Consider the following 18,329-nt stretch of genomic DNA (forward strand, 5'->3'; position numbering starts at 1 on the left):
GCTTGCGCCGGGTGTTTCCCCTGGCACGCCGCTTGATATGACAAGGTACCCATTGACGTCCAATCCAAGGAGCGTTTTCATGCTGTCCCCGAATACCATCGCGCTGGTCAAGGCCACGGTGCCCGTGCTGAAGCAGCACGGCGAAGCGATCACGCAACACTTCTATCGTCTGTTGCTGACCCAGCATCCGGAACTGAAGGCCTTCTTCAATGAGGCCCACCAGGTCCACGGCACGCAGGCGCGCGCGCTGGCCGGCGCGGTCCTGGCCTTCGCCAGCCATATCGACCAGCTCGACGCGCTGGCCGGCGCGCTGCCGCGGATCGTGCAGAAGCACGCCGCACTCGGCGTCCAGCCTGAGCACTACCCGATCGTCGGCGGCTGCCTGCTGCAGGCGATCCGCGACGTGCTGGGCGAAGCGGCGACCGACGAGATCATCGGCGCCTGGGGCGAGGCCTATGGCGTGCTGGCGAAGATCCTGATCGATGCCGAGGAGGCGGTCTACCGCGACAACGCGGCCCAGCCGGGCGGCTGGCGCGGAACGCGCGGCCTGCGCATCGCCCGCAAGGTGCAGGAGAGCGAGATCATTACCTCGTTCTACCTGGAGCCCGCGGACGGCGGCGCGCTGCCCGCCTTCCGGCCCGGCCAGTACCTGACGCTGCTGCTGACCATCGACGGGGCGCCGACCCGCCGCCACTACTCGCTGTCCGATGCGCCTGGCAAGCCGTGGTACCGGATCAGCGTCAAGCGCGAGCCCGGTGGCCGCGCGTCGAACTGGCTGCACGACCATGCCGCGGTGGGCGATGTCCTGCAGGCGCTGCAGCCTTGCGGCGACTTCGTGCTGGAACAGGCGGCCAACGACCGGCCGCTGGTGCTGGTGACCGGCGGTGTCGGCATCACGCCCGCCATCAGCATGCTGGAAGCGGCCGCCCCCGCCGGCCGGCCGGTCCACTTCATCCATGCCGCGCGGCACGGCGGCGTGCATGCCTTCCGCGAGCGCGTCGACGCGATCGCCGCCAACCACGGCAATGTGAGCGTTTGCTACGTCTACGACACGCCGCGGGAGGGAGATGACCCGCACGCCGTGGGCTTCGTCACGCGCGAGTTGCTGGCGAGCCGGCTGCCTGCCGACCGCGACGTCGACTTTTACCTGCTGGGGCCGAAGGCCTTCATGCGCTCCGTCTATGCCGACGGGCGCGCGCTGGGCATCGCGCCGGAGCGCCTGCGCTTCGAGTTCTTCGGACCGCTGGAGGACCTGCAGGCGGCGTGAGCCGAGGGGTGGTGAAGGCGGATGCCCGCGGGATCGGCAGCCGTGCCGCCCTATGCGGACCCTACGCCTACGCGGCCCCTACGCCGCCCCTACGCCGCCCCTACGCCGCCCCTACGCCGCCCCTACGCCGCCCCTACGCCGACCCCGCGGCCGGCCCCGGGCGAGCCGGCCGGCGGCCTTACCGCCCGCCCTCCGGCATGCCGATCGCCGTGGTCTCGATGACCTGCTGCTGGTCGCCCTGGCGGATCTCCGTGCGCAGCACGAAGGCTTCGCTGGGGCAGTACCAGTCGGTCACGGTCATGCTGTAGGGATCGGGCCGTTCGACGTCGTCGCCGATATGGACCTCGCCCAGCGAGGCCTGCTTGTCGTACCGGATCGGCAGGCATTCTCGCCGGCCGAGCGGCGTGTCGATATGTTGCCGGCGGCCGACCCGCCGCTCGCCGATGTGGATCGAGGCCCGCGGCACGCGGATGGTAGTCACCGCTTCGCCCGAATGCAGGCTGTTGATCTGCAGGCTGGCGCTCGAGTGCAGCGACTCGCCGGGCAGCGTGACGCCCTCGCGGATATCGTGGCCGGCATAGGACAACAGGCCCGTGCCCTCGAACGAGGCCTCGCCAAACAGCCGGGCATAGCGCGCCTGGGCGTTGATGGTGGCGTGCTGGCTGCTGATCCGGCCGTTGGTCGAGCCCGTATCGCGCACCAGCGTCAGCCGGTGCATCTGATCCATGACCACCGGCGGACCCATCATCGCCGCCAGCGCGGACTTCGAGTGGATGTCGAGCCAGGCCGCGCAGCCGCCCGGTACGGGGCCGGGATGGCGCACCGTCATCGTGATCGACATCGGCATCTGGCCGTCGGCCTCGAGCTGCGCGCGGGCGCCGCCGCGGAACCACGGTGCCTGGCAGACCGGCGGAACGGTGGCCTCGGCGGGTTGGGCGGAGGGGCTGGCCGGAGGGGCGGCAGCGGTAGCCGGGGCAGCAGGGCCGGCAGTGGCAGGAGCCGCCGAGGTTTCCGGCGAGCCGGCAGGCTGTGCGTGCAAGTCCGGCGCCCAGAGGGCGGCAATGACGGCCGCGAGGACGGCCGCAAGGGCCCGGGCGAGGGCCGGGGCAACCGTCGCGGCAAGGGCGGTCGGCAGAGGCCGCGGCCAGCCGCGTCGCCAGTGGATGCCGCGTCGGTCAGCCAGCGCGGCTGCTGTCATCTCCGCCCCCTCGGTTCATGCCGCCACATTATGCAGACGGGGGGCGGGACTGCCTATGCGGGCTGATCCCGACGGAGAAGGTCAGGCGTGCGCGGCGTCTCGGCGTGCGCCAAGCTCAGGCTTGCGCTCAGCTCAAGCGTGCGCCGCGGCAAGGCGTGGGCCGAACTCGGGCGTGCGCGGGCTCGGCCAACGGCAACGGCACCAATCCGGGCAGGGCGCCATGGCGAGCGGCGCGCCGCAGCTGCTGCAGGCGTGCCTGCAGGCGCGGGTCGGGCTGCGTCGGCGGATACATGCCGTTGGGGCAGGCCACGCCCAGCAGGTCCAGCGCCTGCTTGAAGTCGTCCAGCGTCAGACCCTTGGCTGGATCGAGCGCGATCAGGCGCGACTGCAGCGATGCGTCGACGGAGGCCGCATCGGCGGTCAGCACCACGAAGTTCTGCGGAACGGGCCGGGTCGCCGCCAGATAGGCGGCCACCTCGGCGCCAAAGCCGCCGTTGGTGGCCGGCGCGAAGGCATGCACCTGCAGGTCCAGCTGCTGCACCAGGGCCGAGCGGGCGCCGACGCCCCAGGCATGCGGCAGCACCACGCGGGCGCCGGCCAGCCCGAACAGCCGCCGTACAAAGCCCAGCGCGACCGGATCGAACAGGCGCAGTTCGCGCACCGCGCCGGTCTCGGGTTTGCCGCCCAGCCGCGCGGCGGAGCGCTCGGAGAACAGCACCCCGGGCACATCCAGCATGATCAATCGTTCAGACATGAGATTCCTCTGCATCCATCGGAGCGGTAGGGGAGCGTTCAGGTTACGACGCACGATCAGGCCTGCGGCCGGCCTCGGCGGCGACAACATGAAACAGTTCTGTAACTTGTGGTTCGGTGACGTAAAAACCGCCTGACAGTGCCGACTTTTGTTTCCCGGCGACACAATTTCAGGCGCTTGCGGCCCCGTCGATCATGCCCGCTCGTGGTGCACGATCCTGCATCCCACAACGCGCCAGGCGCCGATTCGGACGACGAATTCGGGTTCTCCCTAGGTGGGGCGATAACGAACGGTTGCGGTATGGTTACGCCTTTTTCCAGGGGGGGCGGTTTTGCCTCGACCCCGGGGCGCCTCGACCGCTGACATGACGGGCACCATCTCGCCCGAACCCGACTCGGAGATTCGCCATGAACGAAATCGTCGATGCCGTCAACGGCATCATCTGGAGCTCGGCACTGATCTACCTGTGCCTGGGCGTCGGCCTGTATTTCTCCATTCGCACTCGATTCGCCCAGGTGCGCCACTTCTTCGGCATGATCCGGCTGATGCTGGACGGCAAGTCCTCGGCGCAGGGGGTCAGCTCCTTCCAGGCCCTGGCGATGTCGCTGTCGGGACGGGTCGGCACCGGCAATATCGCCGGCGTGGCGACCGCCATTACCTTCGGCGGTCCGGGCGCGGTGTTCTGGATGTGGGTGATGGCCTTCCTCGGCGCCAGCACGGCGTTCGTGGAATCGACGCTGGCGCAGATCTACAAGGAAGAGGTGGACGGCCAGTATCGCGGCGGCCCGGCCTACTACATCGAGAAAGGGCTGGGCACCAAGTGGTACGCCTGGATCTTCGCGCTGGCGACGATCCTGGCCTGCGGCGTGCTGATGCCCGGCGTGCAGTCGAACAGCATCGCGGCCGGCATGACCAATTCGTTCGGTATCGATCCGGCGGTAACCGGCGCGGTGCTGGTGATCCTGCTCGGCCTGATCATCTTTGGCGGCGTCAAGCGCATCGCCAAGTTCGCCGAGATCGTCGTGCCCTTCATGGCGCTGGGCTACATCCTGGTGGCCTGCGTGATCGTCGCGCTCAATGTCGGCAAGCTGCCCGAGGTCATGAGCCTGATCCTGCGTAGCGCCTTCGGCCTGGAGTCGGCCTTCGGCGCGGTGCTCGGCCTGGCGATCCAGTGGGGCGTCAAGCGCGGCGTCTACTCGAACGAAGCCGGCCAGGGTACCGGCCCCCATCCGTCGGCGGCCGCCGAGGTGTCGCATCCGGCCAAGCAGGGCCTGGTGCAGGCGTTCTCGATCTATGTCGACACGCTGTTCGTCTGCTCCGCGACGGCCTTCATGATCCTGATCACCGGCGCCTACAACGTGGTTGGTCCCGCCAAGGAAGCCCTGCACACCGGCCTGGCCGGCGTGGAGGCGGGCCCGGGCTTCACCCAGCATGCGGTCGAAAGCGTGCTGCCTGGCTTTGGCGCCGCCTTTGTCGCGATCGCGCTGTTCTTCTTCGCGTTCACGACCATCGTCGCCTACTACTACATCGCCGAAACCAACGTCGCGTATATCAACCGCAAGATTCACCGCCCTTGGATGGTGTTCCTGCTGAAGATCGCGATCCTGGCCGCCACGCTGTACGGCTGCGTGCGCACCGCGACGCTGGCCTGGGCGCTGGGCGATATCGGCGTGGGCCTGATGGCATGGCTCAACATCGTGGCGATCGTGATCCTGCAGAAGCCCGCGCTGAAGGCGCTGCGCGACTACGAGGCACAGAAGCGGCAGGGCCTCGATCCGAATTTCGTGCCCGGTCCGCTGGGCATCGATAACGCGGTGTTCTGGGAGCAGCGCGCTGCCGGCGCCAAGCAGCGCCGCCCGGGCGACGATCAGGATGGCGGCGAGCCCGCCGTCTCGCCGGTCATCGCGGCGCCGCGCTCCGCTGAATAAAGAAACGAACAAAGGTGCACGAACAAGGGTGCATCCCGGGCCGTATGCCGTCGGCTAACCCGCCGACGGCTGCGGCAGCATCAAATCCTGGCGGGCGGCAAAGTCGAACAGTTCCCTGTCGTTGCTGGCCCCCAGCTTCTGCATCGCGCAGTTCTTCTGCCGGCTGATGGTCTTGACGCTGCGACTCAGGGCCGTCGCGATCTGCGTCACCGACTTGCCGCTCAGATAGAGCCGCAGCACCTCCGTTTCCCGTACCGACAGACTGCCGACGCCTGCCCGCTCCTCCGGACAGGGGTAGCGCGCGCTCGATTCCGCCAGGATGCGCGCGGCCGATTTGCCGATATAGGTCTGGCCGCGCTCGACCTGGACCAGGGTATGGACCAGTTCGTCGAGCGGCGAATCCTTCAGCAGGATGCCCTGCACGGGGACCTCCGCGATGGCGCGCAGGATCAGCGGGTTGGTCATCATCGTCAGCACCACCACCCGCATCTGCGGATGCTGCCGTCGCATCTGGCCGAGCATCCGCAAGCCATCCTTGGCTTGGCCGCCGGGCATGTGGTAGTCGGTGACCACGACATCGGGCGTACACGTCGCGATGGCGCGAAACAGCGCCTCAGGCGTCGTCACGTCGGCGCAGACCTGCCAGCCGGCGTGCCCCTGCAGAACGCTGCGGATCGCCAGGGAGATCGCGGGGTGGTCGTCGGCGACGACGATGTTCAGTGCCATGCCATTGCTCCTGCGCCCGCTTGCCGGGCCCCATCGCGGAGCGCGGCGGGTGCCAGGAGCGTGCGGTCCATCGGAAAAGAAGCGCCGCGCGGCAAATGCCGTGCGGCGCAAAGCGCGTGAAATCTGTATCGGGCCCCGTGACACGATGGAGGTACGGACAGGACGACACTACCGCCCGACACAGCGCCAGCGCACATGCCCCACCCTCGGACCAAAAACGGGAAACAGTCGGAAAGCGCTGCAATGCCCCGCCAGATTAGGGGGGCAGGGGAGCGCGAGGCGATAAGACGAGTCTCAAAACGCGATCTGGGGCGAGGGTGTGCGGATGCATCCGGCCGGGAAGCTTCGGCCAGCGAAGCTTGGCTCAGCGCGACAGCGTCCTGCTCCACCGCGCGAGCGCCGGCACCAGCTGCGCCATCGCGGCCGCCACGCCGGCGGCATCGCCGTCGCGGCACGCGGCCTCCAGCGCCTCGCAGCCCGCCGCGACGGCATCGGCCGACACCATCCGCGCGGCGCCCTTGATACGGTGCGCGATGGCGTGGGCCGCCTGCCAGTCGGCGCGCGCCACCGCGACGTGCAGCGCGGCCAGGTCCGCCGTGTTGCCGGCCAGCAAGGCCGCCCGTACCGCCGCATCGGGGGGCCGGCGCGAGGGGCGCCGCGGCGAATGCCGTCGAAGGGCAGCGACCGCCCGGCGGGTCGCCCAGCCAGTGTTGCAATGCGCGGCCGAGCGTGTCGAGATCGATCGGCTTGAACAGGCAATCGTCCATGCCGGCCGCCAGGGCCTGCTGGCGGTTATGCGGCCGCGCGTCGGCGCTGTAGCCGAGCACGGGCACGTGCGGCCGGGCCAGAGCCTGCTCCTGCGCGCGCAGCTTGCGCGCCAGCGTGAAGCCGTCCATGCCGGGCATATTGCAGTCGAGGATCACGAGATCGAAGGTGGCGTCCGGCGCCGCGCACCGTACCAGCGCCTCGTGGGCATCGCCGGTACCGACTGCCTCGACGCCCAGATGGCGCAGCTGCCGGGCCAGCAGCATCCTGCCCGCCGGATGGTCGTCGACGATCAGCGCGCAATAGCCCTTGCGCAGCGGCGAGATGGCGGGCCGGCGGCAAGCGGCTTGGCGGCTGTCGCCGCGCAGCGCGCGTCCTGCGCAGGCATCCGCGGCCAGCGTCAGGGTCAGCAGCGCGGTGGTGCCGTGGCCGGGCCGGCTGAGCAGCTCGAGCTCGCCGCCCATCTGGCGGGCGAGCTGCCGCGAGATCGACAGGCCCAGGCCGGTGCCGCTGGTCGCGCCCGCTTCCGCGGCCCGGTAGAACGGCTCGAACAGCCGCGGCATCTGGTCCGCCGCGATGCCGGGGCCGCGGTCGCGCACCACGATGCGCACGGTTTCCCGATCGACGTCCTCGCCCGCGCTCTCGAGCTTCACCATGATGTCGCCATGGCCGCTGAACTTGATCGCATTGCTGAGCAGATTGCCGACCACCTGCCGCAGCCGCTGCGGATCGGCCCGATGGCGGCGGGCCCGCAGCGTGCCCAGCTGCAGGCGGATACGCAGCCCGCGCGATGCCGCCAGCGGCCGAAACGCCTGGACCCACTGCTGCAGCAGCGTATCGAGCTGCACCGGCTCCGGACGGATTTCCATCCGCCCCGCCTCCAGCCGTGCCATGTCGAGCAGGTCGCCGACCAGCGCGACCAGCGACTTGGCGCAGTCGTGCGCGGTGTCGATGTAGTGGCGGGCCTCGCCATGGATCGCGGTCTTGTGCCTGAGCAGATCGAGGATGCCGATCACCGCGTGCATCGGGGTACGGATCTCATGGCAGATCGTCGCCAGCAGGCCCAGGCGATCCGCATCGGCCGATGCGCCGGCGCAAGCGCCGACGGAGGCGCCGACGGAAGCCCCGGCACAAGGCGAGGGTCCGCGGTGGCTGCCGTCCGCCGACGGACGCATGCCGGCCGCGCTGCGCCGACTGGCCGGGCGTGCATTGCCCAGGCGCCGGTGCAGCGTGTTGGCGGCGCGGGCGATGCGCCGGCCGTGGCGATGCAGGGCCACCGCGCACGCGCCCATCGCCGTCATCCACAGCAAGGTGCCGAGCGAGCAGGTCAGCAGCCAGGGGCGACGACCCGGGTGCGCTTGCACCGGTGCGGGCAGCGCGGCGGGCAGCGGCGCCGTCGAGGCGGTTGACGGCGTCGACGCCCAGCGGGCCTGCAGCGCGTCCCAGTGCGTCGGCGGAATGGCCGCCAGTGCCTTGTTCAGGATCATGCGCAGCTGCGGCGCCGCCGGCGAGACGCCGAAGCCGATCGCGGCCGGCTGCGGGCCGAGCGGAGCGGCCACGCGCAGCCATGGCGCAAACGCGTAGCGGACCATGTAGTGCGCGCAGGTCAGCGTGTCGACCGCGGCGTCGGCCTGGCCGTGCGCGACCATGCGGTAGGCCTCGGTGGTGGAACTGGTACGGATGATGGTGGCGTTGGGCACCTGTGCGAGCCGCTCCGCCAGGGCGCGGCTGCTGCGGCGCACGGCGATGCGCATGCCGGCGAGGCCGGCGGCGTCGCGGATCGCGCCGTTGGCGGCGTGGGTGGTGATGACCCACGGCGTGATCAGATACGGCAGCGATGGCTGCAGTCGGCGCGCCCGGCGTCCTGGTTCGCGCATCCCGCCGGCGTCCGGCGGCGGCAAGTCGGCCGTCACCGCGGGCACCAGCAGCACCGTGCCATCGCGCAGGGCGGCTTCGCGCGCCCCGGGGTCTTGCTGCCAGACCGGTTCGAAGCGCAGGCCGGTAATGCGGCCGACCTGCTCGAGCGCCTGTACGGCGATGCCGGCCGCGTGTCCGCCGGTGCCGACGAAGGCCATCGGGCCGCCGATCGGCGACGCGCTGTAGCGCACCACCGGATGGGCCGCCAGCCAGCGCCGCTCGGCCCCGGTCAGCGTGTCGGCGAGCCGTTCGCGCACCGCTCCGGTATCGTCGCGCTGCGTCTGGGTGCGGCCGAGCTGCGCGGCCACCAGCGCCGCCCACAGCAGGCAGCCGCACGACATCAGCCCGTACAGCCGACGCTTAGAGCGCTGCATCGGCCGGCCGTCGCATCGTCGCCGCCATGCACGGCGTGCGGTTGGCAAGAGGGGGATGGCATCGGGGCGACCTCCGGGCGGACACAGGGAAGCGGAGGAATCTAGCCAATGCGCCATGCCGCGACTATCGCAGTTCGACGCGGACGGTGTTCTATCGGACGCGTTGCTCCGAATCCGATGCAGCGATCATTCCTGTTCGCAACGGCCGGGCGCGATCGCGATTTCGCCGACCGGCCGGTCGCCGATGCCGGTGTAGCGAAACACCAGTGCGATGCCGAGGCGGCCCAGCACGGGCACATCGGGATTGCGGCAGATGCCGCGCACCAGGGCCGGCGTGGCGCTGGCCATGAAGGCCGCGGTGCCCTCGCGCGAGGCGTCGAAACGAACGAGATTCAGATGGAAGACCACGCGCTTGCCGCTTTCGCCGCGGCAGCCATCCAGGCGCGTGGCGGTATCGAGCAGGATCGGACCGGAGCGTGTCAGCTCGCGGCACGCGGTGCGCAGCGCCACGTCGGTATTGTTGCCGGAACCGGTCAGCCGCGTGACGCCATTCATGCCGGTGGGCCGGCCATCGGCCACGCCAACCAGCAGCCGGGCCAGTGCCGACATGCTCGACGGCGCCGTGGTCGAGGCGGCGGCGTTGCCATGCTGGGCCACCGCCGGCCACGATGCGCAGGCGATCAGGGCGGCTGCGCGCCAGGGGGTGGGGCAACGAAATCAAAAGCGTGTTCCGCATGAAGATACCGGTATCGAGTTGGCCTCGAATGGCGGCTGCGGGCGGGCTGCCCGTTCGCCATGGCGAAACCATAGCGAGCCGATTGCCGGTGTGCTGTCAGTCACTGTCCTACATTGGTAAGTCAAATGCGTTCCACCCCATGTGCTATGCTGCAACGCAGCAAAATGAACCGGAGCGTTCGCGCGCTTCCGCAATCCGCGCATGGCAAGAACCTTGATGGGAAATTGGCAGCGTCCGTGGCGGCAGATCGGCACGCTGCCGCGCCAGTCGGCCCGTCACCTTGGCGACTGGCTCGAACGATGGCACGGACGGACCGCCGCGGCTCCGGCCGCCCGCACGCGGGTGCCGCCGCCGCTCGCGCTGCCTGCCGGTCCGCTGCCGGGGCAGTGGTCGCAGCGGCGCCTGAAGCTGCCCGCAATGCCGGGCGAACTGGTGTCGCAGCTGAGCTACTGGCTCTACGAGCCGTCGCGCCGGCACCGCGGTCCGCTGCCGCTGGTGGTGATGCTGCATGGCTGCCGGCAGACCGCCGAGGACTTCGCCGCCGGCACGCGCATGAATGCGCTGGCCGAGCGCGAGGGCTTCCTGGTCGCCTATGCCGAACAGCCGCTGCGGCGGCAGTTGCAGCGCTGCTGGCAATGGTTCGACCTGGCCGCCAGCGAGGGCGCGCGCGAAGCGCAGGCGATCGCCGCGCTGATCGATGCGCTGGCCTTGCGGCGCGATGTGTGTCCCGACCGGGTGTACCTCGCCGGCCTGTCCGCCGGCGCCGCGATGGCGGCCGTGGTGGCCTTGCGCTATCCGGACAGGATCGCCGCGGTCGGGCTGCATTCCGGCGTGGTGGTGGGCGCCGCCGATTCGGCGCGGGCGGGTTTGCGGGCGATGCAGCACGGCTCGCGGGCCGAGCCGGCGGCCCTGCTCGATGCGGCCGGCGTCGCGCTGGCCGGCAAGCCGATGCCCGCGCTCATCCTGCATGGCATGGACGACGAGGTGGTGCACCCCGTCAATGCGCGCCTGCTGGCGCGGCAATTCCTGGCGTATAACCGCTTGCCGGATCGCGTCGATGGCGAGCGCCGCAACGGTGAGCCGGTGCGGGCGGCCGTCGCGTCGACGCACCCGGAGTCGGGCGGCACGAACGGCAACGGCGATTCGGCGGACATGCCCGCCGGCCACTATCTCGAATCCCGCTTCGGCTACGCGCGCCGCGATCTCGTGCAGCTGTGCGAAGTGGCCGGGCTAGGCCATGCCTGGAGCGGCGGCGATCCCGCCTATCGCTATCACAGCGACACCGGGCCGGCAGCGAGCATGCTGATGTGGGAGTTCTTCCGCGAGCATCGGCGCTGAACCACGGCACTGGCCGGGCGGCCGGGGTGCCAGGGCAGGGCGCCCGGGGGGCCTGGTGTTGGACCAGCCCCCGGATCGGCCTCCGGATCGGCCTCCGCAATCGCGCCCCGGACCGGCCCCGGAATTGGCCTCCGGATCGCCCCGGTTCGGCCTCGGTCCGCTTACAGCCTGGTCGACTTGCGCGCGAACAGCGCGGTCACCATCCCCAGCGCGCACAGCGCGACGACGTAGTGCGCGGGCGCCAGCGGATCGTTCTTCAGCATCAGCGTCACCGCCATCGGCGTCAGCCCGCCGAAGATCGCGTACGACAGGTTGTACGAGAACGACAGGCCCGAGAAGCGGACAGGCGCGGGGGAAGGCGTTGACCAGCACGAACGGCACCGCGCCGATGGTGCCCACCGCAAAGCCGGCCAGCGCGTACAGCGGCAGCAGCAGGTCGGGGCGCTGGTGGATCACCGTGTAGAACAGATAGCTGCTGACGGCCAGGAACAGGCCGCCGAAGAACAGCGTGCGGCGGGCGCCGATGCGGTCGGCCAACGCGCCGGCCACCACGCAGCCGATCGAAAGGCACAGCGTCGCCACGCTGTTGGCGACCAGCGCCGTGCGTGCGTCGAATCCGTAGAGCTTCTGCAGGAAGGTTGGCGTCATCAGGATCACGACCACGATGCCGGCCGACAGCATCCACGTCAGCAGCATCGAAACCGCCACCGCGCCGCGGTGATCGCGCACCACGGCCTTCAGCGGCATTTCGGCGGCCAACGCCTTCTTGCGCTGCAGCTCGGCAAATACCGGCGTTTCATGCAGCCAGCGGCGCAGGTACATCGACGCGATGCCGAACACGCCGCCGAGCAGGAACGGCACGCGCCAGCCCCAGTCGGTCAGCTGCTCCGGCGTGAAGATCGTGTTGATGCCGGTCGCCACCAGCGAGCCGAGCAGGATGCCGGCGGTCAGCCCCGCGGTCAGCGTGCCGCAGGCATAGCCGACGTGGCGGCTGGGCACGTGTTCCGAGACGAAGACCCAGGCGCCCGGCACCTCGCCGCCGACCGCCGCGCCCTGCAGCACGCGCAGCAGCAGCAGCGCGACCGGCGCCAGCAGGCCGATCGCATGGTAGGTCGGCAGCAGGCCCATCAGCAGCGTGGGCACCGACATCAACAGGATCGACAGCGTGAACATCTTCTTGCGCCCGAGCAGGTCGCCGAAGTGGGCCATGATGATGCCGCCCAGCGGACGCGCCAGATAGCCGGCGGCGAAGATGCCGAAGGTCTGCAGCTGCCGCAGCCAGTCCGGGATCGAGGGCGGGAAGAACAGCTGCCCGATCACGGTGGCGAAGAAGACGAAGATGATGAAGTCGTAGAACTCGAGGGCGCCGCCGAGGGCGGCGAGGGACAGGGTCTTGTAATCCTGGCCGGTCAGCGGGCGCGCGGCGCGTTCGAGCGACGCGCCGCCGGCGCCAACAGTACTGCTGGTGGTGGACATTGAGGGAACTCGCAGAAAACTCGCATGGAGGAGATCGCATGCGAAGCGCGCTAACACGGGTAAGTGTGAGGGGACGGCCGGCGGGTACAGCGCGGGAGAGAGGCAGGGCCAGAGGACGGATGGGCCTCGGCATGCGACGGAACGCTTCGCAAAGGCGAAACGATACCAGATCGACGGCCGGGGCGCCGCTGCGCCGGTCGCAATAATCCCCCGCGCCGTGTCATGAAGCATTACCATAATGCCCAAAAAAGTGGGATCCAGAGCACAACTGGAGCCCAAGACGTGCATCGGGAGGGCGCAAGGCCGCGCTGGCGGCAAGGCGAAAACCGCCGGGCATGTGCGGCTGTGGGGGGTCATTTTCTTCGGGACGACATGGCATTCAAGATTTCGATGCAGGCCGCCACCGCGACGCCGCGCCGGCGTACGGGCCTGCGCGTGGCGGGCGGCATTGCGGCGGCAGTGGCGATCTTCGGTCTGGCCGGCTACTTCGGCGGGCCGCCGCTGATCCGCTCGCTGGCCGCGAGCCAGGCCAGCGAGGCGCTGGGGCGCAAGGTGACGATCGGCGCGGCGCAGGTGCGGCCGTTCTCGCTGGCCGCGACGGTCGGCGATGTCACGATCTTCGAGCCGGACGGCACCACGCCGATGCTGACGCTCGGGTCGGCCGATATCGACGCGTCGATTGCCTCGCTGTGGCGCCTCGCGCCGGTGGTCGACGCGGTCCACATCGACCGGCTCGCGGTGCATGTCGTGCGCGAAGCCGACGGGCGGCTGAGCTTCGACGACATCCGCGACCGGCTGGACGCCAGGCCGAAGAGCCCGGACGATGGCAAGCCGGCCCGCTTCTCGATCAACAACATCGCGCTGACGGAAAGCTCGCTGCGCTTCGACGACAGGATGCTCGGCGAAACGCAGCGCATCGACCATCTGACGGTCACGCTGCCCTTCCTGTCCAATCTGCCGCACGACGTCAATATCGTCACGCAGCCGACCATCAGCGCCCATATCAACGGCTCGCCGCTGGCGGTCAGCGGCACCATGCTGCCGTTCGCCGATGCGCGCGAGGCGAAGCTGAACCTCGATCTGGATGGCCTCGACCTGGTCCGCTTCATGCCGTTCGCGCCGCGGCTGACCGACGCCGAAGTCAAGGCGGGCAAGCTCGACACGCGGCTGGTGGTGGGCTTTCGCCAGCACCAGGACCAGCAGCAGATCGAAATCTCGGGCACCGCCACGCTGCGCGAGGCCGACGTCCGCAAGCGCGACGGCGCGCCGCTGCTGCAGGCCGGCAAGCTGACGGTCGATATCGCGCGGCTGGCGCTGGCCGACAATCTGGTCCATCTGCGCGGCGTGACGCTGGACGGGCTCGACCTGCGCGCGCTGCGGCGGGCGGATGGCACGCTCGATCTCGCCACCGCCTTCCTGCCGCGTGCGGCGACGCCGGCGAAGGCGGCCGCGCCCGCGGCTTCGTCGTCGGCCTCGGCTTCCGCCTCCGCGCCGGCGGCGGCCGCTGCTTCAAGCTCCGCTTCGAAGTCGACCTCGACCTCGACCGCGGCCCCCGCGCCGCTGGCCTCCGCCTCCGCACCGGCCGCCTCGGCCCCGCTCGCCTCCGCGTCCGCATCGGCCGCCGCCGCCGCTTCGGCCCCGGTGGCACGACAGCCTGCCGGCGATGCCAAGCCCTGGCGCTACACCATCGATCGCGTCGCGCTGAAGCAGGCCCGTGTGGCGCTGCGCGACGAGGCGGCGTTCTCCGGCCCCGGCACGCTGGCGCTCGGACCGATCGACGTGCAGGTCGACGGCCTGTCCGGCGACAGCGACAAGCCGGCCAAGCTCGACGCCACGCTGGTGGTCGCCGACGGCCAGACCATCGCGCACCAGGGCGCGCTGTCGCTGCGCGACGCCACGCTGGCCGGCACGCTGCGCGCCAATGGTCTGCGGCCGCAGACCTTCGCCGCCTGGTTCCCGGGCGAACTGCGCGTCCAGCTGGGCCAGTCCGCGCTCGATGCCGAGCTGAACTACCGGATGTCGTGGGCTGCGCCGGCCTTCACGCTGTCGCTGGACAATTCGCGCGTCGCCATGAGCGGCGTCCATGTCGCGCTGCGCGATCCGGCCGCCGCGCCGCGGGCCGCCGCGCCCTCCGACGATGCCGTGGCGAAACGGCGCGAGCAGCGCGCGCGCCAGCGCGGCGATCTGGTCGGCGACAAGCTGCCGCTGCTCAGCGCCGACAAGCTGACGCTGGACGGCCTGCGCTTCGATCTGGCCGCGCAGTCGCTGCAGGTCGCGCAGATCGGCCTGAGCAACCCGCAATTCGCGGCGGTGCGCGATCAGCGCGGCGAGCTGGTGGAGGCCTCCCGCATCTGGGTGGCGCAGTCGCGCGCCGCCAGTGCGAAGGTGGCCCAATCCGCGGGCAAATCCGCTGCCCAATCCGCTGCTCCGCGCACGAACGCCGCCGCGGCGCCCGCCAAACCGTGGCAGGTCGAGGTCGGCAGCGTGGCGATCGAGGGCGGCAAGCTGCGCCTGACCGACTACCAGCCGGCGGCCGCCAACGGCAACCGCCCGGTGGTCCACCAGCTGCGCGGGATCGACGTCAAGACCGGCGCCGTCCGCTGGCCGCTGCCCGCCACGCCGATCGCGCTGAAGGCCAAGGCCGAATCGGGCCGCCGCGGCGTGCTGTCACTCGATGGCACCGTGCAGCCGACGCTGCCGGCGCTGCAGATGCGCGTCGATGCGCGGCAGTGGGAACTGACGCCGTTCCAGCCCTATCTGGCCGACCGCTTCAACGCGGCGCTGCGGGCCGGCAATGTCACCGTCAATGGCCGGCTCTCCGTCGCCGTGCCCACCGGCAAGCCGCTCGCCGCGACCTTCGCCGGCACCGCGCAGCTGAGCAATGTGCGCACGGTCGATCGCCTCAACGGCGAGGACTTCATCCGCTGGCGTTCTCTGGGCCTGAGCGGCATCGACTTCCAGATGGACGACAGCAAGGGGCCGCTGCGGCTGGCGCTGGGCCAGATCGCGCTGAACGACTTCTATGCGCGCGTGATCCTGAACGCGAACGGCCGCCTGAATCTGCAGGACGTGGTCTCGGGCGGCGCGCAGCAGGGCCAGCCGGCACCGACCACCAGCCTGACGCAGGCCAATACCGCGCCGGCACCGGCCAGCGCACCCGAGGCCCCGTCCGCGTCGGCGACGGTGGCCGCCAGTCCCTCCGCCCCGGCGGCGGGTTCGACCAAGGGCACCGCGGCCGGTCCGCAGATCCGCATCGGCGGCATCAAGATCGACAAGGGCAACATCAACTTCTCGGACTTCTTCGTCAAGCCGAACTACACCGCCAACCTGACCGGCATGCACGGCTCGATCTCGAAGGTGTCGACCGGCGATCCCGCGCCGGCCGACCTGGTGCTCGAGGGCCGGCTCGACGACGATGCGCCGGTGACGATCAGCGGCAAGCTGAACCCGCTCGGCGAACAGCTCTACCTCGATATCGCCGCCAAGGCAGCGGGCGTCGAGCTGACGCGCCTGACGCCGTATGCGACCAAGTACGCCGGCTATCCGATCACCAAGGGCAAGATGACGGTCGACGTCGCCTACAAGATCGAGAACGGCCATCTGAACGCCAGCAACCACCTGTTCCTGGACCAGCTGACGTTCGGCGACAAGGTCGACAGCCCCACCGCGACCAAGCTGCCGGTGCTGCTGGCCGTGTCGCTGCTGAAGGACCGCAATGGCGTGATCGACGTCAACCTGCCGGTATCGGGCTCGCTGTCGGACCCCGAATTCAGCATCGGCGGCGTGATCGTGCGCGTGATCGTCAACCTGCTGACCAAGGCCATCACCTCGCCGTTTTCGCTGATCGCCTCGGCCTTCGGTGGCGGCGACGAGCTGGGCTACGTCGAGTTCGCCCCCGGTTCGGCGAACCTGACCGACGCGGGGCGCAAGAAGGTCGAGACGCTGGGCAAGGCGCTGAACGATCGGCCGGGCCTGCGGCTGGAGATCACCGGCCGCATCGACCCGGCCACCGACGCAGCCGGCGCGCGCCGCGCCTGGCTCGACGAGCAGGTCGCCGAGCAGAAGGTGCGCGAACTGCGGCAGTCCGCGCGCGAGCAGCGCGCGGCGGACGACGAGGACGACGAGCAGGGTGCCAAGGTCACGGTCAGCCCGCAGGAGTATCCGAAGTACCTGGAGGCGGTCTACCGGCGCTCGTCGATCAAGAAGCCGCGCAACCTGATCGGCATGGCCAAGTCGCTGCCGACCGCCGAGATGGAGGCGCTGCTGCTGCAGAACGCGCCGGTGACCGATGGGGGACTGCGCCAGTTGGCCGAGCGCCGCGCGCTGGCGGTCAAGCAGGCGCTGGAGCGCCAGGGCAAGGTGCCCGAAGCGCGCCTGTTCCTGACCGCGCCGAAGCTCGATACCGAGGGCATCAAGGACAAGGGCTCGCCGAACCGCGTCGACTTCACGATCCGGCAGTAGTGGCGCCGGCGCGCCGGTGCACCAGCCGCGCGTCGCGTATCACCATGCGGTCGCGCGGCAGCGCCGGCAGGCGGGCGAAGTCCAGCGTCAGGTCCTGCTCCGGCACGCTGTAGCGCAGCCCGCGCAGCAGGAACAGGACCGCCTGCTTCATCAGCGCCACGGTGATCCCTTCGCCGGGACAGCGATGATGATCGGCGGCCTGCGCGCCGCCCTGCGGGATGAAGCCGAACGGCGGGGGCGCGCGGGCCACGAACCGTTCGGGCGCGAAGGCCTCGGGCTCGTCCCAGCTGCGCGGATCGCGGTTGGTGCCGTACAGGTCCAGCATCACGCGCCGCCCGCGCGGAAAGCGGTAACCCTGCCAATCGAAGTCCTCGCGCACGCGCGCCACCACCGCCGGAAAGAACGGATACCAGCGGCGCACCTCCTGCACGAAGGCATCGAGATAAGCCGGGTCGCCTTGCTGCAAACGTTCCCGGCATGCCGGATGCAGGTGCAGCGCGTGCGCGACGAACACGATGAAGACCGAGACCGCCACGGTCGGCCGCAGCAGGTTCGCCAGTTCCACGGCGGCGATGCGCGGCGGCAGCAGCTGGCCATCCGCATCGTGGTGCCACGCGACCGTATGCATCGGCGTGTGCTCGAGCAGCTCGAACTGCCCAGCGCGCGCCTGATCGATCAGCCGCGACAGCCAGGCCTCGACGCGGTCGCGCGCGCGCCGCGAGCGGAAATGCCCCAGCCCCGGCGCGGCCGCCTGGTCGAACAGCGCGGTCAGCTGCCGGCAACGCGGCTCGACCTCATGCTCGCGCAGCGGCACGCTGGCCCAGCTGCAGACGGCCCGGGTCAGCAGCGGATGCAGCGCGTCGTACAGCGCCACCGGCTGGCCATCGGACCACGATCGCGCGGACAGCAGCCATTGCTGCGCGACCGCGTCGCACAACGAGGCAATGCGCTCGGGCGCGGTCGCATGCATGAACAGGGCCTTGCGCATCCTGTGCGCGTCGCCGTCGAGCGTCTGCACGCCGCCCTTGCCGAACAGCGTCGCGCGCAGCGGCTCGGGCGCGGCACCGCCACGCTGGAAGCGCTGCGGATCGTAGAACAGTGCTGCGGCCTCGGGCCCGGTCATGCAGAGCGTGCGGCGCAGCAGCAGGCGGGTTTCGAAGACATCGGATTGCAGGGCGCGGCAGCGTTTGGCGATGAAGCGATAGGGGTCGGCCAGCAAGGCCAGGCTATGGTCCCCGGGCGTGTCGCGTGGAATGGCGGGCATCGGCAATGCTCGGAACGGAGGCTTGATCGCCGATCCGCTGCAACCTGCATGCCAGCGCGGCGCGCTCGCGGCACCAAGTCCGGGCGCAGCGCCGTTCGCGGCGCATCCGACCGCGCCCGGGATCG

The 18,329-nt window shown here is 70.4% G+C and carries 11 protein-coding genes and 2 pseudogenes; 5 read left to right on the forward strand and 8 right to left on the reverse strand.

Going from position 1 to position 18,329, the window contains the following annotated elements; genetic code table 11:
• Window positions 1-79 precede the first annotated feature (79 nt).
• On the forward strand, window positions 80-1,267 hold the full coding sequence (gene hmpA / locus OJJOAM_RS19275) for an NO-inducible flavohemoprotein (protein WP_422650763.1): 1,188 nt from the start codon (window positions 80-82) through the stop codon (window positions 1,265-1,267).
• 178 nt (window positions 1,268-1,445) lie between these two features.
• On the opposite strand, the gene OJJOAM_RS19280 is transcribed toward hmpA, so the two are convergent.
• Both OJJOAM_RS19280 and OJJOAM_RS19285 read right to left on the reverse strand, forming a co-directional pair.
• Window positions 1,446-2,306 carry a hypothetical protein gene (locus OJJOAM_RS19280; RefSeq protein WP_422650764.1) on the reverse strand — a complete coding sequence of 287 codons (861 nt, stop codon included), beginning with the start codon at window positions 2,304-2,306 and terminating at the stop codon, window positions 1,446-1,448.
• 286 nt (window positions 2,307-2,592) lie between these two features.
• A complete protein-coding gene (locus OJJOAM_RS19285; protein ID WP_422650765.1) occupies window positions 2,593-3,219 on the reverse strand; it encodes an HAD domain-containing protein in 627 nt (208 codons plus the stop codon).
• Between the two features lie 407 nt (window positions 3,220-3,626).
• Between OJJOAM_RS19285 and OJJOAM_RS19290 the strand changes: the two genes are divergently transcribed.
• On the forward strand, window positions 3,627-5,147 hold the full coding sequence (locus tag OJJOAM_RS19290) for an alanine/glycine:cation symporter family protein (protein ID WP_422650766.1): 1,521 nt from the start codon (window positions 3,627-3,629) through the stop codon (window positions 5,145-5,147).
• Window positions 5,148-5,201: 54 nt separating this feature from the next.
• Here the strand turns inward: OJJOAM_RS19290 and OJJOAM_RS19295 are convergent, their stop codons facing one another.
• The 4 genes and pseudogenes from OJJOAM_RS19295 to OJJOAM_RS19310 form a co-directional block, all read right to left on the reverse strand.
• The gene (locus OJJOAM_RS19295; protein ID WP_422650767.1) at window positions 5,202-5,873 is read right to left on the reverse strand and encodes a response regulator; all 672 of its coding nucleotides are present in this window, start codon (window positions 5,871-5,873) and stop codon (window positions 5,202-5,204) included.
• A 364-nt stretch (window positions 5,874-6,237) separates the two neighbouring features.
• Window positions 6,238-6,441 carry an Hpt domain-containing protein gene (locus OJJOAM_RS19300; protein WP_422650974.1) on the reverse strand — a complete coding sequence of 68 codons (204 nt, stop codon included), beginning with the start codon at window positions 6,439-6,441 and terminating at the stop codon, window positions 6,238-6,240.
• Window positions 6,442-6,646: 205 nt separating this feature from the next.
• Window positions 6,647-9,046, reverse strand: a pseudogene (locus OJJOAM_RS19305) (ATP-binding protein); the annotation flags it as partial.
• Window positions 9,047-9,115: 69 nt separating this feature from the next.
• On the reverse strand, window positions 9,116-9,538 hold the full coding sequence (locus tag OJJOAM_RS19310; RefSeq protein ID WP_422650768.1) for a hypothetical protein: 423 nt from the start codon (window positions 9,536-9,538) through the stop codon (window positions 9,116-9,118).
• Between OJJOAM_RS19310 and OJJOAM_RS19315 the strand changes: the two genes are divergently transcribed.
• Window positions 9,537-9,785, forward strand: coding sequence for a hypothetical protein (locus OJJOAM_RS19315; protein WP_422650769.1), 249 nt, complete (start codon window positions 9,537-9,539; stop codon window positions 9,783-9,785). The two genes, OJJOAM_RS19310 and OJJOAM_RS19315, sit on opposite strands and share 2 nt — an antisense overlap.
• A gap of 81 nt (window positions 9,786-9,866) precedes the next feature.
• On the forward strand, window positions 9,867-11,003 hold the full coding sequence (locus tag OJJOAM_RS19320; RefSeq protein ID WP_422650770.1) for an alpha/beta hydrolase family esterase: 1,137 nt from the start codon (window positions 9,867-9,869) through the stop codon (window positions 11,001-11,003).
• Window positions 11,004-11,164: 161 nt separating this feature from the next.
• Here the strand turns inward: OJJOAM_RS19320 and OJJOAM_RS19325 are convergent.
• Window positions 11,165-12,479, reverse strand: a pseudogene (locus tag OJJOAM_RS19325) (MFS transporter).
• A gap of 372 nt (window positions 12,480-12,851) precedes the next feature.
• Here OJJOAM_RS19325 and OJJOAM_RS19330 point away from each other — a divergent pair.
• A complete protein-coding gene (locus tag OJJOAM_RS19330) occupies window positions 12,852-16,940 on the forward strand; it encodes a DUF748 domain-containing protein (RefSeq protein ID WP_422650771.1) in 4,089 nt (1,362 codons plus the stop codon).
• Here OJJOAM_RS19330 and OJJOAM_RS19335 read toward each other — a convergent pair.
• Entirely contained in the window at window positions 16,924-18,204 is a 1,281-nt protein-coding gene (locus OJJOAM_RS19335; RefSeq protein WP_422650772.1) for a cytochrome P450, read from the reverse strand. The genes OJJOAM_RS19330 and OJJOAM_RS19335 overlap by 17 nt on opposite strands.
• Window positions 18,205-18,329: the final 125 nt, after the last annotated feature.

It is taken from the genome of Cupriavidus sp. H18C1, assembly GCF_049311595.1.
GTDB lineage: Bacteria > Pseudomonadota > Gammaproteobacteria > Burkholderiales > Burkholderiaceae > Cupriavidus > Cupriavidus cauae.